Annotated in this window: 12 protein-coding genes and 1 tRNA gene; 8 read left to right on the forward strand and 5 right to left on the reverse strand. The window is 63.5% G+C overall.

The window, feature by feature from the left end; translation table 11 throughout:
* Nucleotides 1-63: 63 nt before the first annotated feature.
* From yajC to queA, 3 genes are all read right to left on the reverse strand, one after another.
* The gene (gene yajC / locus ACHFB9_RS06165) at nt 64-330 is read right to left on the reverse strand and encodes a preprotein translocase subunit YajC (RefSeq protein ID WP_417071344.1); all 267 of its coding nucleotides are present in this window, start codon (nt 328-330) and stop codon (nt 64-66) included.
* A gap of 164 nt (nt 331-494) precedes the next feature.
* Nucleotides 495-1,607 (reverse strand): tRNA guanosine(34) transglycosylase Tgt, encoded by a 1,113-nt coding sequence (gene tgt / locus ACHFB9_RS06170; RefSeq protein ID WP_417070279.1) that lies wholly within the window; start codon nt 1,605-1,607, stop codon nt 495-497.
* Nucleotides 1,608-1,720: 113 nt separating this feature from the next.
* Nucleotides 1,721-2,746, reverse strand: coding sequence for a tRNA preQ1(34) S-adenosylmethionine ribosyltransferase-isomerase QueA (queA, locus tag ACHFB9_RS06175; protein ID WP_417070280.1), 1,026 nt, complete (start codon nt 2,744-2,746; stop codon nt 1,721-1,723).
* Between the two features lie 50 nt (nt 2,747-2,796).
* Here queA and ACHFB9_RS06180 point away from each other — a divergent pair.
* From ACHFB9_RS06180 to ACHFB9_RS06190, 3 genes are all read left to right on the forward strand, one after another.
* Nucleotides 2,797-2,883 (forward strand) — tRNA-Leu (locus tag ACHFB9_RS06180).
* A 78-nt stretch (nt 2,884-2,961) separates the two neighbouring features.
* Nucleotides 2,962-3,387, forward strand: a complete 426-nt coding sequence (locus tag ACHFB9_RS06185) for a YbaY family lipoprotein (RefSeq protein WP_417070282.1) — start codon at nt 2,962-2,964, stop codon at nt 3,385-3,387.
* A gap of 4 nt (nt 3,388-3,391) precedes the next feature.
* Entirely contained in the window at nt 3,392-4,333 is a 942-nt protein-coding gene (locus tag ACHFB9_RS06190) for an alpha/beta hydrolase (protein WP_417070283.1), read from the forward strand.
* An 11-nt stretch (nt 4,334-4,344) separates the two neighbouring features.
* On the opposite strand, the gene ACHFB9_RS06195 is transcribed toward ACHFB9_RS06190, so the two are convergent.
* Together ACHFB9_RS06195 and cobA are read right to left on the reverse strand one after the other, a co-directional pair.
* Nucleotides 4,345-4,848, reverse strand: a complete 504-nt coding sequence (locus ACHFB9_RS06195) for a DUF922 domain-containing protein (RefSeq protein WP_417070285.1) — start codon at nt 4,846-4,848, stop codon at nt 4,345-4,347.
* Nucleotides 4,849-4,910: 62 nt separating this feature from the next.
* On the reverse strand, nt 4,911-5,663 hold the full coding sequence (gene cobA / locus ACHFB9_RS06200; protein ID WP_417070287.1) for a uroporphyrinogen-III C-methyltransferase: 753 nt from the start codon (nt 5,661-5,663) through the stop codon (nt 4,911-4,913).
* A gap of 285 nt (nt 5,664-5,948) precedes the next feature.
* On the opposite strand from cobA, the gene ACHFB9_RS06205 reads away from it, so the two are divergent.
* The 5 genes from ACHFB9_RS06205 to ACHFB9_RS06225 are packed head-to-tail and all read left to right on the forward strand — an operon-like array spanning nt 5,949 to nt 14,898.
* Entirely contained in the window at nt 5,949-7,331 is a 1,383-nt protein-coding gene (locus tag ACHFB9_RS06205) for a TIGR03013 family XrtA/PEP-CTERM system glycosyltransferase (RefSeq protein WP_417070289.1), read from the forward strand.
* Nucleotides 7,332-7,352: 21 nt separating this feature from the next.
* Entirely contained in the window at nt 7,353-9,428 is a 2,076-nt protein-coding gene (prsK, locus tag ACHFB9_RS06210) for an XrtA/PEP-CTERM system histidine kinase PrsK (RefSeq protein WP_417070291.1), read from the forward strand.
* Between the two features lie 3 nt (nt 9,429-9,431).
* Nucleotides 9,432-10,796, forward strand: coding sequence for a PEP-CTERM-box response regulator transcription factor (gene prsR / locus ACHFB9_RS06215; protein WP_417070293.1), 1,365 nt, complete (start codon nt 9,432-9,434; stop codon nt 10,794-10,796).
* 13 nt (nt 10,797-10,809) lie between these two features.
* A complete protein-coding gene (prsT, locus tag ACHFB9_RS06220; RefSeq protein ID WP_417070294.1) occupies nt 10,810-13,581 on the forward strand; it encodes an XrtA/PEP-CTERM system TPR-repeat protein PrsT in 2,772 nt (923 codons plus the stop codon).
* A 36-nt stretch (nt 13,582-13,617) separates the two neighbouring features.
* Nucleotides 13,618-14,898: a nucleotide sugar dehydrogenase gene (locus ACHFB9_RS06225; RefSeq protein ID WP_417070296.1), complete on the forward strand. Its 1,281-nt coding sequence runs from the start codon at nt 13,618-13,620 to the stop codon at nt 14,896-14,898.

A 14,898-nucleotide genomic window follows, 5' to 3' on the forward strand; every position in this document is an offset into this window, starting at 1 on the left:
GAGGGAAGCTGGGGGGCTGGAACCCTGTGGGCTCCGGCTCCCGTTCCTTGCTCTGCGGGTTGGTCAGGCGTTCTTGAGCGTGCCCTTGGGCAGCACGGTCGAGATGGCGGGTTTTTGCACCAGGATTTCGGTGTTGGCGGCGATTTCGACGTGGACGTAGTTGTCGCTGACGCTGACGACCTTGCCGGCGATTCCGCCCTGGGTGATCACTTCATCGCCCTTCGCGAGCGCTTCGAGCAGCTTCTTGTGTTCCTTGGCACGCTTCATCTGCGGGCGGATCATCAGGAACCACAGGACGCCGAACATCAGGATGATGGGCAGAAGGCCCATGATGCCCTCGCTCGGCCCCGGGGCCGCGCCTGCGGCGTAGGCATTGGATATCAGCACGGTGTACTCCTGTTGGAAATGGATTCAGTAACAAGTCGGGCAGTATAGCAGTGTGATCGTGACAGCCCGGCTCGCGAGCCCGCCAAGCCGGGTGGTTGTGATCCTGCTCAATCGGTTCCGCGGGCGCGCCGGGCGTGAAAATCGGCGACGAATACCTCGAATGCGTCGGCTTCAATCGCGGCCCGCATCTCGCGCATCAGCTGCTGGTAGTAGTGCAGGTTGTGCACGGTCATCAGACGGGCGCCGAGGATTTCCTTGGCGCGATCGAGGTGGTGCAGGTAGGCGCGCGAGAAGTTGCGGCAGCAGTAACAGGTGCAGGCTTCGTCGAGCGGGCGCGGGTCGTTGCGGTGCTTCGCGTTGCGGATTTTCAGGTTGCCCCACTGGGTGAAGATCCAGCCGTTGCGCGCGTTGCGGGTCGGCATCACGCAGTCGAACATGTCGATGCCGTGGGCGACGCCATAGACGAGGTCCTCGGGCGTGCCCACCCCCATCAGATAGCGCGGCTTGTGGGTCGGCAGGCGCGGCGCGACATAGGAGAGCATCCTCTCCATCTCTTCCTTCGGCTCGCCGACCGAAAGGCCACCGATCGCGTAGCCGTTGAAGCCGATCTCTTCGAGGCCAGCCAGCGACTCATCGCGCAGCTCTTCGTGCATGCCGCCCTGGACGATGCCGAACAGCGCGTTGGGGTTCTCCAGTCGGTCGAACTCGTCGCGCGAACGCCTCGCCCAGCGCTGCGACAGGCGCATCGACTGCGCGGCGGTCGCGTGATCGGCCGGGTAGGGTGTGCATTCGTCGAAGATCATCACGATGTCGGAGTTCAGCGCGCGCTGGATTCGCATCGACTCTTCGGGCGTCAGCAGCAGCTTTGCGCCGTCGATCGGCGAGCTGAACTTGACGCCTTCCTCGGTGATCTTGCGCAGTGCGCCGAGCGAGAAGACCTGGAAGCCGCCCGAGTCGGTCAGGATGGGCTTGTGCCAGTTCATGAAGTCGTGAAGGCCGCCGAAGGTGTTCATCACTTCAACGCCTGGCCTCAGCCACAGGTGAAATGTGTTGCCCAGGCAGATCTGCGCGCCGATCTCGTCGAGTTCGAGCGGGCTCATCGCCTTGACGGTGCCGTAGGTGCCGACCGGCATGAAGACCGGGGTCTCGACGATGCCGTGGTTGAGCTGCAGGCGGCCGCGGCGGGCGGCCCCGGAAGTGGTGACGAGTTCGAATTTCATGATGCTTTTCGCAAAGGTGGTGGGGCGGGGGAAAACCCGAAAGCCTGGTCGCAGATGACGCGGATGAGGGCTGCGGGTTCCCGGGCAGGCGGTGTTCGCGCAGCGGCGAAGCCTTACTTTCTTTCGAGCAGCATCGCGTCTCCGTAGCTGAAGAAGCGGTAGCGCTCGGCGACGGCGTGGGCATAGGCTGCGCGTATCGTCTCGATGCCGGCCAGGGCCGAGACCAGCATCAGCAGCGTCGAGCGGGGCAGGTGGAAGTTCGTGACGAGGCCGTCGGCGACCTGGAAGCGGAAGCCCGGGGTGATGAAGATCCCGGTTTCGGCGCTGCCGGCCTTGAGCTCGCCGCCCTGGGCGGCCGATTCGAGTGCGCGCAACGATGTCGTGCCGACGCAGATCACCCTGCCCCCGGCGGCGCGGGTCGCGGCGATCGCCTCGACGGTGGCCTGTGGGACCGTGTAGCACTCGCGGTGCATCTGATGGTCCTCGATCTTTTCGGCACGGACGGGCTGGAAGGTTCCGGCGCCGACGTGCAGCGTCACGAAGGCGCGGCGGATGCCGCGCTCGGCAAGGCGTGCGAGCACCGCTTCGTCGAAGTGCAGGCCGGCGGTCGGCGCGGCGACCGAGCCGAGTTCGTGAGCATAGACGGTCTGATAGCGCTTCTCGTCCGCTTCTGCCGCGGCGCGGTCGATGTAGGGCGGCAGCGGCAGCGCGCCGTGGCGTTCGATCAGCTCGACGACGGTCTGGCCCTCAGGAAAGCGCAGATGGAAGAACTCGCCGGCCCGACCGAGCACTTCGACGTCGAATGCCTCTTCGAGGCGCAGCCTGGAGCCGGGCTTGGGCGACTTGGAGGCGCGAACCATCGCCAGCGCTTCGCTGTCGCCGATCGGGCGCTCGATCAGTACTTCGACTTCGCCACCGGTTTCCTTGCGGCCGTGGAGCCGGGCGTGCAACACCCGGCTGTCGTTCATGATCAGCAGATCTCCCGGTGTGAGCAGCTCGGGCAGGTCGCGGAAATGGCGATCGTCGAGGGTGTGTTGTTGAACGTGCAACAGTCGGCTGGCGCTGCGCTCGGCAAGTGGCGCCTGGGCGATCAGCTCGGGCGGCAGGTGATAGTCAAACTCGGATACAAAATACGGCATGAGCTTTGCTTGATGGAATGGGGGGTTTCCGGGATAATTAGGACTTCCGCGCCGGGATGGCGGAATCGGTAGACGCAGCGGATTCAAAATCCGCCGGTGGTAACACTGTGAGGGTTCGAGTCCCTCTCCCGGCACCACTTACGACGAGTAATCAGGCCTTTCCCCCCAGTGAATGGGCCTGGTGGCGTCGAAAACTCCTGATTTTATTGGCATTCATGGCTTCAGGCAAATCCAGTGGCCGTCGCCGCAGCACGGTGTTCGCAGTTCTGGCGCTTGCAATGGCGGGCGTCGGGACTCTGCCGGAGACCGCTCATGCGACCGTGCGCGGCCGTATCAACTATGGTGACGGGCTTGCGCTGCCGCCTCAGGCGGTCATCGACATTGAGCTTGCCGACATCTCGCTGACCGATGCTCCGGGCCTCGTGCTCGCGCGCATGCGTCTTTCGGCTGAAGAGGATGGTCCGATTCCGTTCGAATTTTCCGTTCCTTCGGCCAGGATCGACCAGAAGCGCACCTATGCCTTGTCCGCCCGGATTTCCTATGGTGGCAAGACACTCTACGTCAATACGACCCAGCATCGCGTGTTGACCCAGGGCGCTCCGCTCAAGGTCGACCTGCGCGTCGAACGCGTCGCCGCCTGATTCCGTGCTCGCGGCCCAGGCAAGAGCGCTGCTCGCCGCGGCGTATCGGGCCGGTTTGCCCCGTCTGCACGAGATGGGCCTCGGCGAGGCTCGCCACTCCTTCACCAAACTGCTGCTCGGCTATCAGCCGCGATCGCTTGCGCCGGCTGTGACGACCGAGCTGAAGCTGCCGCGTCCGCCCCGCTCGGGCGGAGCCCTCAAGGCGCGGCTCTACCGTCCGCCTGACGCCATCTCTGCTCTTCCGGTCGTGCTCTTCTTTCACGGCGGCGGCTGGACCCTGGGCAGCCTGGACGGCTACGATTCCTTTTGCCGGGCGCTGGCCGAAGCCGGCTCGGCCGCGGTTCTGGCCGTCGACTATCGGCTCGCCCCTGAATACCCTTTCCCGGCCGCGGTCGACGATGCTCTGTTCGCGCTCGACTGGGTGGCCGCCCACGGTGCGGATCTGGCGCTCGATCCGGCGCGGATCGCGGTGGCAGGCGACAGCGCCGGAGGCAATCTCGCCGCGGTCGCGGCGCTGTCCGCCCGTGATGCCGGATGGCCGGCGCTGCGCGCCCAACTGCTGATCTATCCGGTCGCGAGTCAGAATCCCGGGGGCGCTTCGTTCGCGGATTTTGGTGACGGATTCCTGCTCGATGCCGACACTTTAGCGTGGTTTCAGGCCAACTATCTGCCCGCCGGTCAGGATCGCCTGGACTGGCGCGCATCGCCCGCCGACGCGCTCTTCCTCGGCAATCTTCCGTCCACCCGTATCGTGCTGGCCCAGTGCGATCCGCTCCACGACGATGGTCTCGCCTTTGCGCAGGCGCTGCGCGATGCCGGAGTCGATGTCGCGGTCGACGATGTGTCCGACACGATCCACGGCTTCATCACGATGGGCCGGATCTTCCCGCAGGCCGATGCCGTGATCGCGCGCGCCGGCCGCGCGTTGCGCGAAGTTCTCGGCTGAAGACGGCGCGTTCAGCGCGGAAGCCTGGCTCCCTGAGTCCTGCCGTGCCCGGTCGCTTCGTCGTAGCGCCGTCCTTCCTGTTTCGCCTGATCGATCAGCCGCTGGCCGAGCTGATTCGCCGTCTTTTCCAGCTCGGGGCAGCTGCTCATCGACGGCAGTGCAGCGATTCCGGCGTCGATCCGCTGCGCGGCGGAGCGGGCGATCTGTACATGCCCCTGCTCATGGAGGCGCAGCTTGCTGACGTAGTCGGAGAATTCGCGTCTGGCCGGTGATCCTGTCGTGACCAGTTCAGGAAGGGTGATCTCGGCGCTGAGCTGCGTGTTGTTCCGGGTCAGCGTGCAACGCCCGTCGGAGGCGCGATTCCACCGGAAATTCCAGTGGATGTTCCTGGTCGTGTAGCCATGGAAGATTTTTCCGTCTTCGCGGATCGGCGTTGCTCGATCGATTGCCTGCAGCAGCGAGTCCGCTTCGCTCTGCTCGACTCGGTAAGTCCTGGTGCTGACGGTTTCGGTCATTTGCGCCGACGCGGAACGGGCGAGAAGCGGCAAGGCGATGAGGAGGAGGATTTTCGTCGGGTTCATGTCTGTTCGAACCAGTTCAGGCCGTCTCTGAGGCGCACGACTTCGCCGATCACGAGCAGGGCGGGCGGGGTCAGCTTCGCGGTTCGGACTTTTTCGGGCAGATCGGCGAGCGTGCCGAGCAGCGTTTTCTGGTCGGGCAGGCTAGCGTTGCGGATCGCTGCGGCCGGAGTGCTCGCGGCGAGGCCGTGGGCGATCAGCTGAGCGCTGATCACCGGCAGCGCTCCGACGCCCATGTAGATCACGACGGTCTGGTCGGGGCGGGCAAGCGAAGGCCAGTCCAGATCGCAGCTGCCATCGTGAAAGTGGCCGGTCGCAAACACGCAGCTGCGGGCGATCTGCCGGTGGGTCAGCGGGATTCCGGAATAAGCCGCCGCACCGCTCGCGGCGGTGACGCCGGGCGTCACGTCGAAGCGTATCCCGGCCTCGACGAGGGCGAGGATCTCTTCTCCACCGCGTCCGAAGATGAACGGGTCTCCCCCCTTGAGCCGGACGACATCAAGGCCATCGCGCGCGAGGCGGACCAGCCGCGCGTTGATCTCGGCCTGGTCCAGCGTGTGATGGCCGGCCTGCTTGCCGACATAGAGACACTGCGCGTCAGCGCGGGCGAGTTCGAGCACGCCACCGCCGACCAGATGGTCGAACACGATCGCGTCGGCCGATGCGATCAGCCGAGCCGCGCGCAGAGTCAGCAGATCCGTTTCGCCGGGGCCGGCGCCGACCAGATGGACGATTCCCGGGGGCTGTCGCATTTTCAGGGAGATTGAGGCAGGGAAGGGCGAGTGTAGCAGCCGGATCCGGGGCCAGATAGCGGGGCGTTTTCGCTTTGGACGTGATGTGCCTCACGGCGAAAAGCTCGAAAAAGGCGAATGTGGCTGTGCAAATCATTGTTTTTTATTGACTTTTTTGATGTTCTCGGTTTTTGCCTGGTCGTGAGATTTGTCACGAGCAGCCCGGCCAGGCTTCATTATCGTGAAAGCATTCCATTCCTCCTGGTCGTGTTTCGCGCGGTCATCACTCCTTTCAGGAGGGGCTAAATGCTGAGAATCTTCAATCACTACGTACCCGCCAATGCGCTGGCCCAGTTCTTCCTCGACGGAGTGCTGGTGTTCCTGGGCATCCTGGGGGCGGCGAGCTTCAGGTTCCATGCGGGACTGGGCCTGCTTGGCCAGGTTGCGCCTTCGGCTCTGGTCTTCGCTCTGGTCATGGTGTCCTTCAACGGGATATTGGGTCTTTATAGCGGAGGGCCCACCGGCAGTCTGTATCACACGCTCTTCCGGGTTCTGCTGTCACTTCTCGCGAGCGTGCCCATCGCTTATGGTGTGTTCCGTCTTCTGCCCTGGGGCGGGCTGGAACAGAGGGGGGGGGAGGTGACGGCGATCCTGCTGCTCGGGATCGTTCTGATCCTGCGCAGTTTCGCGGTCGGAGCTGCGGGGGAGCCGCTGTGGCGCAAGCGGGCGCTCGTGATCGGTACGGGCAGCGAAGCGCTGACGATAGAGAAGAGCATCAAGAACTTGCGGGCCGCTGCGATCGAGGTGGTCGGTTTCTATCAGGCCGCGAACAACGATGAAGTCATGGTCGGAATCTCGCGCATTCTTCCCGGTGCTACGCCGCTGCTCGATGTCGTCCGCGAGCACCGCATCAACCAGATCATCGTCGCGGTGCGTGAGCGGCGCGGCGGCTCGATGTCGCTTAAGCAGCTGCTCGACTGCAAGCTCGCCGGAGTCAAGGTTCTCGACCTGTCCTCGTTCTATGAGCGGGTACGCGGTCAGATCCGCCTCGATGCGCTCAAAGCGAGCTGGCTGATCTACGGTGAAGGTTTCCGTCAGGGCTGGCTGCGCTCGTTGATCAAGCGCGCTTTCGATCTCGGTGCGGCGCTGCTGCTGTTTGCGCTGCTCTGGCCCGTGATGCTGCTGGCCGCGATCGCGATCGGAATCGAGACGGGTTTTCCCATCCTCTATTCGCAAGAGCGGGTCGGTCAGGGGGGCCGGGTTTTCCGTGTCTTCAAGTTCCGCAGCATGCGTCTGGATGCGGAAAAGGACGGCCCGCGCTGGGCGGCGAAACAGGATGACCGGATCACCCGGGTCGGGCTTTTCATCCGCAGAACGCGAATCGATGAGCTGCCCCAGCTCTTCAACGTCTTGCGCGGGGACATGAGTATGGTCGGCCCCCGGCCCGAACGCCCGTATTTTGTCGACCAGCTTGCGCGCGAGATTCCGTATTTCGCGGTCCGCCACTGCGTCAAGCCCGGTCTGACCGGCTGGGCCCAGGTTCGTTATCAGTACGGAGCCTCGAAGGACGACGCGGTTCAGAAACTGCAGTACGACCTCTACTACGTCAAGAATCACACGCTCTTTCTCGACACTCTGATTCTCGCTGAAACGGTTCGCGTCGTGTTGACCGGCGAAGGCGCGCACTGAAGCGGGCCGCGGATCTCGACGATGAATGCACTGACTTCGGAGTGGGCTGCCTGGTGCTACGGACTGGGTTTGACGGTCTTTCTGCTCTTCGGCCTTCACCTCTGGTTTGGTTGGCGGGGGACGCGACGGGGAGGCTGGCTGCTCTGCGCGGTCGCCGCGAGTGCACTGTGGTGTGCGCTCTCCGGCCTCTTCGCCTTCCATCCGCTGTGGCAGCTATGGGTGCTGGCGAGCCTCGCCGATGCAGCGCGGATCGGCTTCTGGATCGTGTTCTGCATGGCCTTGCTGAGTCCGGAGGGGGGCGCCGTCGCGTCTTCGGTCGCGAGGATTCGCACATTGGTGCTCGCCTCGGTTGCCGCCAGGGCGGCGATAGACCTTTCGATCCTGCTGGGTCTGGGAGGCTGGCAAGGATCAGGCCTCGCATCCATCGCGAGCGCTCTGGCCTGCGCGGTGACCGGTCTGGTCGCCGTCGAACAGCTCTACCGCAATTTCCCGGTCGAGTCGCGTTGGGGGATCAAGCCCTTGTGCCTGGGGCTGGCGGCCAGTTTCTTCTTCGATATCTACGTCCTGGCCGACGCTTTTCTGTTCCGCCGCGTCGATCTCGCGCTGTGGGCGCTGCGCGCGGTTCCCGCCGCGCTGACGATGCCTCTGGTTGCGGTATCGGCGACGCGCAGTCGCGACTGGGATTTCCGGATTTCGCTGTCGCGGGAAGTGGCTTTTCATACGACGGCTCTGGCTCTGGTCGGCGGCTTCCTGCTGGTCGTCTCGGGCGTTGGCTACTGGGTTCGCTATTTTGGTGGCGAGTGGGGGCGCAGCCTGCAGACCCTGCTCTTCTTCGTCAGCCTGGTCGTGACCGTGATCGCGCTGTTCTCCGGTTCGCTGCGTGCCCACCTCAAGGTCTGGCTGTCCAAGCATTTCTTCCGTTACCGCTACGACTATCGGTCTGAGTGGTTGAAGGTGACGAATGCGCTGGTGGCGAGCGAAGGCGGTCCGGATTTCCTGATCAGGATCGTGCGCACGCTCGCCGATCTGGTCGAGAGCCCGGGCGGCGTGCTGTGGCTCAAGAACCGAAGCGGAGCCTTTATCCCGGAGGGGCGGATGAATGTCCATCCGCTTTCGGCTGAAGAGGCGGGCGATGGCCCGTTGGCGCTCTTTCTGCGCACGAGCGGCTGGATCATCGATCTGGAACAGGTGAGGAGTCATCCTTCGAGCTACGAAGGTTTCGTGCCGCCGGAATGGGTGTCCGAGCTTCCCGATGCCTGGTTGATCGTGCCGCTATTCGTTGGCGAGGAACTCGAAGGTTTCGTCGTGCTGCTGACGGCACGAACCCGAATCGATGTCGACTGGGAAGTGCTCGATCTTCTGAAGCTCGCGGGTCGGCAGGCGGCGGTTCAGCTCGAGCGGATGCGCGCAACAGAGGCCTTGCTCGAAGCGCAGAAGTTCGACTCCTTCAACCGGATGTCGGCCTTCGTTGTCCACGATCTGAAGAATCTCGTCGCCCAGCTGCAGCTGATGCTCAGGAATGCCGATCGACACGTCGGCAATCCCGAGTTCCAGCAGGACATGCTCGAGACGGTCAGGCACGTTCAGCAGAGGATGCAGGATCTGATGGGGCAGCTGCAGGAAAAGCGTCCGATCGATCCGCGGCGGCCGGTCGACCTGTTCGATGTGCTGCGCCGGATAGCCGAAGCCAAGCGTCAGCAAAAACCCGAGATCAAGGTCTCCGGTGAGCCCGGCCTGCTGACGATGGCCCACCCGGAGCGGGTCGAACGCGTCGTTGGCCACATTGTGCAAAATGCACTCGACGCCACCGATGACGAGGGTATCGTCAGTGCCGAGGTCTACGCGGATGGCGCCTGGGTTTGCACCGAAGTGCGTGACACCGGTGCGGGCATGTCGGCCCAGTTCATCCGCGAGCGCTTGTTCAAGCCTTTTCAGACGACCAAGAAAGCAGGAATGGGAATCGGCGCCTACGAAGCCTTGCAGTACATCAGTGAGCTGGGCGGGAAGATCGACGTCGAGAGCGAGCCCGGCCAGGGTACCCGGATGATCGTTCGCCTGCCCGTGCTCGGTGCGGACCTTGCCAGTGCGGCGGCGTGAGACATGAACGACAAGAAAAGAAGCCTGCTGATCATCGAGGACGACCCTGCGCTGCAAAAGCAGATGAAATGGGCTTTCGACCAGTATGAGGTCGTGACGGCCGAGGACAGGGAGTCGGCTCTGACCCAGCTGCGCCGCTTCGAGCCTGCGGTCGTGACGATGGATCTGGGGCTCCCGCCTTTCCCCGACGACACCACAGAAGGCTTCAGGCTGCTCTCCGAGCTGCTTACGCTGGTGCCCGACACCCGGGTCATCGTGCTGACCGGACAGCACGACCGCGAGAACGCGGTGCGTGCGGTGGCGGCCGGGGCCTACGATTTCTTTGCGAAGCCCTTCGAACCGGAACTGCTGCTGCTGACAATCGATCGGGCCTTCCGGATGTTCGACCTGCAGCTGGAGAACCGGCGCCTGCAGATGAACAACGCGGCGGGGCCGCTCGGTGCGGTATTGACACGCGATCCGGGCATGCAGAGGCTTTTGCGCACGATCGAGAAAGTCGCTTCTGCCAATGTCAGCGTGATGCTGCTCGGCGAGAGCGGGACCGGCAAGGAAGTGCTGGCGCGAGGGGTGCATGAAGCGTCCTGCCGCAAGAACGAGCGCTTCGTTGCGATCAACTGCGCGGCGATTCCCGAGAATCTGCTCGAGAGCGAACTCTTCGGTCACGAGAAAGGTGCGTTCACCGGTGCGGTCAAGCAGACCCAGGGCAAGTTCGAACTCGCGCACAAAGGCACGCTCTTTCTCGATGAGATCGGCGATCTGCCGACTTCGCTGCAGGCCAAGCTCCTGCGCTTCCTGCAGGAGAGGGTCGTCGAGCGCATCGGTGGTCGTGACGAGATTCCGGTCGATGTCCGCGTCGTCTGCGCGACCCACCAGAATCTTAAGTCCCAGATTGCGCTGGGACGCTTTCGCGAGGATCTCTACTACCGGTTGGCCGAGATCGTGATCGAGATTCCTCCGCTGAGAAGCCGCAACGGCGATGCGAGCCTGCTCGCCCACGCTTTCGTGCAGCGTTTTGCGGCCGAGAACAAGCGCGGCTCGATGAACCTCGCCGAAGACGCGGTCGCAGCGATCGAAGCCCACAGCTGGCCAGGAAACGTCCGCGAGCTCGAGAACTGTGTCAAACGCGCGGTGATCATGGCCGAAGGAGGGCGGATCTGCGCCGATGACCTCGGTCTTTCGGCTCCGGATGAGGATCTTGCACGGCTCAACCTGCGCCAGATCCGCGATGAGGCCGAGCACAAGGCCATTGTGCGGGTGCTCTCACGCGTCAATGGCAACATCGCCCGGGCTGCCGAAATCCTCGGCATCAGCCGGCCCACGCTCTATGACCTGATGAACCGTTTTGGTCTGAAACGGGAAACCATTTAACTCAGGATTGACCATGCCCGGATTCCGTTCGAAGAAGCTGATTGCTGCCCTGACCCTGGGTCTGCTGCTTGCCGCTTGTGGCGACAGCCCCGAGAAGATGATGAGTTCGGCGCGCGACTATCTCGCCAAGGGGGATGTCAATGCGGCGACGATACAGCTGAAGAACGCACTGCAGAAGAAGCCGGATCTTGCCGAGGCGCGTTTGCTGTTCGGTCAGATCCTGCTCGACAGCGGGGACATGATTGGCGCAGAAAAGGAGTTGCGCAAGGCGCTCGATGCCGGTCAGCCCAAAGAACTCGTGATTCCTCTGCTGAGTCGCTCCCTGCTGAGCCAGGGCAAGTCCAAGGAATGGCTCACCGAACTGGATGCGATCACGGCAAACACTTCGGCGCTCAAGGTGGCGGTCGCTGTTGCGCGCTCCGACGCCTGGCTCGTCGACCAGCAGATCGAAAAGGCCGAGAGCGCCGCGAAGGAGGCTCTGGGCGTGGATCCGGGCAGCGTCGGCGCGAAGCTGACGCTGTCCAGGATCGCGGCGGTCCGCAAGGATTTCGCCTGTGCGTTGAGCCAGGTCGATGCGATCCTGGCCAAAAACCCGCTGGAATATGACGCGCTGAATCTGCGGGCGGATCTCTTTCAGGTCGACGGCAAGGTGGACAAGGCTCTCGCTGACATCAGCACCCAGATCCGCCTGAAGCCGCGCGACATCAAGCCGCGTCTGCACAAGGTGCAGATCCTGATCTCCCTCTCCCGTCTCGATGAGGCGGATGCCGAGCTGGTTCTTGCGCACAAGGCGATGCCGAGTAACCTCCAGGTACGCCTCGTCGAAGCGATGCTTGCGCTCAAGCGCGGCCGCAACGAAGCCGCCCGCGATGCCGCACGGCAAGTGCTGAAGGCGAATTCCGAATTCGTGCCGGCCCTGATCGTCGAGGGGACGGCGCTCTTCCGGCTCAAGGACTATGCGGCCGCCCAGACCCAGCTCGAACACGCGCTGGCCAGGGCTCCTCGCGCCGCAGAAGCGCGGCGGATTCTGGCGCGCTGTCATCTGGCCGTGCGCGATCCGGCGCGCGCTCTCGAAGTGATCCAGCCTCTGCTCGATCCGGACAAGCCCGATCCTCAGTCCTTTCTGATCGCCGGGCAGGCGGCGCTGCAGACCGGGGACTTCCCGCATTCCCAACAGTATTTCGCGAAAGCGAGTGCGAGCAACCCCAAGGATCCTGCAGCCAAGACCCGGATGGGCGTTGTTCGGCTTCTCGAAGGTGACTTGAGCGCCGGGATCCGCGACCTGGAAAGTGCCGCAGCGCTGTCCCCGGACGCGAATGAAGCCCTGATCGCACTGGCGATGACTCATCTGCACGAAGGCAATCTCGCCAAGGCGCGGGCGACGGCAGATGAGCTGATCCGCCGCGCGCCGAAGAGGGGGGTTTCGTTCAACGTACTCGGGGCCGTGCTGGTCCAGAGCAAGGATATGCAGGGGGCGCGTCAGGCCTTTGAAAAGGCGCTGCAGGTCGAACCCGGATTCGTGCCCGCCGCGGCGAATCTCGCGCGCCTGGATCTCGATCAGGGCAAACCGGATCAGGCCAAGGCGCGCTTCCAGGCCATCCTGGACAAGGATGGCAAGAACACCGGGGCCGCGCTGGGGCTGGCCCGCCTTCTGATCCAGACTCATGCGAAACCCGAGGCGGTCAGGAAAGTGCTCGAGCGCGCGATCGCTGCCAATGCGATGGCCGTCGAGCCACGGATGGCGCTGGTCGAGCTGCTCTTGCGCACGGGCGACAAAAAAGCGGCTCAGGCCGCGGGCAATGATCTTGCTGCGGCTTTCCCGAGGAATGCGCCAGCTCTGTCGCTTGCCGCCGCCGCCCAGCTTCAGGCGGGGGACACCCAGCAGGGAATTTCCTTGCTGCAGAAAGTCGTTCAGCTGCAACCGAAGTCGGCGAAAGCGCTGATCATGCTCGCCGACGGCCAGTACAGCACCCGCGATACGGCGGGGGCTGAGGCGAGCCTCAGGCGGGCGCTGCAGCTGCAACCCGACTCGAATGAGGCGAACCGCCGGATGTTCGCGCTGAAGATTGACCAGAAGAAGATAGATGACGCGGTCGCTCTCGCCCGCGATCTGCAGAAGGCCAAGCCCAAAGACTCCCAGGGCTTCTTCCTCGAAGGCGAGGCGCGCTCGGTCGCGAAGGACTGGAACGCGTCCGCGGTGGCCTATGCGCGGGCGCTGGAGCTGACGAAGGACGGGCTGCTCGCCGCCAAGCTCCACAATGCGCTGCTTCTGGCGGGCAAGGCGAGCGAAGCGAACCGGTTGCGCAGCGACTGGATCCGCACTCAGCCCAAGGACCTTGCCTTCCCGGCCTATCTTGCCGAGAGGGCTCTTGCGGCCCGTGAATACCAGGAAGCGGCGCGGATCTACAAGGGACTGATCGAGATCGAGCCCAAGAATGCGTTGATTCTCAACAATCTTGCCTGGGTTGCCGGGCAGCTCAAAGACCCGAAAGCGATATCCTATGTGGACCGGGCGCTCGCGCTGGTGCCGGACGCGCCCGCCGCGCTCGACACGAAAGCGGGGCTGCTCGACGCCGGCGGACAGGTCGCTCCGGCTCAGGAACTTTGGCGCCGCGCAGTCGGCCTGGCGCCGAAAAACGGAGAGATCCGCCTGAACCTGGCGCGTTCTCTGATCAAGACCGGCAACAAGAGCGGGGCGCGCAGCGAGCTCGATCAGCTGGTGCGCGGCGCAGGACAGAATTCCCCGGTGCGTCAGGAAGCAGAAAAACTGCTCAAGACGCTCTGAGAGATCGATTGAAACTTTGAAAAGAGTATCTGGAACATGACCACTATTGCAGTCATCGGCCTGGGCTATGTGGGCCTTCCCCTCGCTGTCGCCTTCGGCAAACAGGGAAGGACACTGGGTTTCGACATGTCGGAGAAGAAAGTTGCAGCTTACCGCCAGTTCTTCGACCCCACAGGGGAAGTCTCCAGCGAGGATCTGCGCGCGGCGACTCATCTCTCCTGTCACACGGATCCGGCCGTGATCCGTGAAGCCGACTTCATCATTGTCGCGGTGCCGACTCCTGTCGATGAAGCGCATCAGCCGGACTTCACGCCGCTCGTCAAGTCGTCCGAGTCGGTCGGCAAGTACATCAAGCCCGGCGCGACCGTGGTCTATGAATCGACGGTCTATCCGGGGGCGACCGAAGAAGTCTGCATCCCGATCATCGAGCGCGTATCGGGCCTCAAGTGGAAGAAGGACTTCTTCGTCGGCTATTCGCCCGAGCGCATCAATCCGGGCGACAAGGAGAGGACGCTGACCAAGATCACCAAGGTGGTCTCGGGCGATACGCCGGAAACGCTGGAGCGCGTCGCCAGCGTCTACGGTTCGGTAATCACCGCCGGAGTGCACCGCGCGAGCAGCATCAAGGTCGCTGAAGCCGCGAAAGTGATCGAGAACACGCAGCGCGACCTCAATATCGCGCTGATGAACGAGCTCTCGGTGATCTTCCACAAAATCGGCATCGACACGCTGGATGTGCTCAAGGCGGCCGGAACGAAGTGGAATTTCCTGCCTTTCCGTCCGGGTCTGGTCGGTGGCCACTGCATCGGCGTTGATCCATACTATCTGACCCACAAGGCCGACATGATCGGCTATCACCCGCAGGTGATCCTGGCCGGGCGTCGGATCAACGACAGCATGGGCAAGTACATCGCCGAGCAGACCGTCAAGCAGCTGATCGCGACCGAGCATCCGGTCAAGGGCGCGAAAGTGCTGGTGCTGGGCATGACTTTCAAGGAGAACTGCCCGGATCTTCGCAACAGCCGGGTCATCGATGTGATCCACGAGCTGGCGAGCTTCGGCATCGAAGTCGTGATCCACGATCCGCTCGCCGACAACGACGAATGCCGGCACGAATACGGAGTCGAGCTGACTCCGTGGGAAAAGCTCCCAAAGGCGGCCGCGATCGTCGCCTGCGTTGCGCACCAGCAGTACGCGGACATGGGGCTGCCGATCCTGCTCGAAAAACTCGAACCCAATGGCGTCTTCGTCGATGTCAAGAGCTTCTACGACCCCGAAGCGGTCGCCGCCGCCGGCGCGCGCTTCTGGAGGCTGTAA

It is taken from the genome of Niveibacterium terrae (genome assembly GCF_048213115.1).
Taxonomy (GTDB): domain Bacteria; phylum Pseudomonadota; class Gammaproteobacteria; order Burkholderiales; family Rhodocyclaceae; genus Niveibacterium; species Niveibacterium terrae.

Bases quoted from the DNA above. Each gene is read 5' to 3' on its own strand.
- prsR (WP_417070293.1), top strand. From the start codon at position 9,432: ATGAACGACAAGAAAAGAAGCCTGCTGATCATCGAGGACGACCCTGCG.
- prsK (WP_417070291.1), top strand. From the start codon at position 7,353: ATGAATGCACTGACTTCGGAGTGGGCTGCCTGGTGCTACGGACTGGGT.
- tgt (WP_417070279.1), bottom strand. From the start codon at position 1,607: ATGAAATTCGAACTCGTCACCACTTCCGGGGCCGCCCGCCGCGGCCGC.
- yajC (WP_417071344.1), bottom strand. From the start codon at position 330: ATGGGCCTTCTGCCCATCATCCTGATGTTCGGCGTCCTGTGGTTCCTG.
- queA (WP_417070280.1), bottom strand. From the start codon at position 2,746: ATGCCGTATTTTGTATCCGAGTTTGACTATCACCTGCCGCCCGAGCTG.
- cobA (WP_417070287.1), bottom strand. From the start codon at position 5,663: ATGCGACAGCCCCCGGGAATCGTCCATCTGGTCGGCGCCGGCCCCGGC.
- ACHFB9_RS06185 (WP_417070282.1), top strand. From the start codon at position 2,962: ATGGCTTCAGGCAAATCCAGTGGCCGTCGCCGCAGCACGGTGTTCGCA.
- ACHFB9_RS06225 (WP_417070296.1), top strand. From the start codon at position 13,618: ATGACCACTATTGCAGTCATCGGCCTGGGCTATGTGGGCCTTCCCCTC.
- ACHFB9_RS06195 (WP_417070285.1), bottom strand. From the start codon at position 4,848: ATGACCGAAACCGTCAGCACCAGGACTTACCGAGTCGAGCAGAGCGAA.
- prsT (WP_417070294.1), top strand. From the start codon at position 10,810: ATGCCCGGATTCCGTTCGAAGAAGCTGATTGCTGCCCTGACCCTGGGT.
- ACHFB9_RS06205 (WP_417070289.1), top strand. From the start codon at position 5,949: ATGCTGAGAATCTTCAATCACTACGTACCCGCCAATGCGCTGGCCCAG.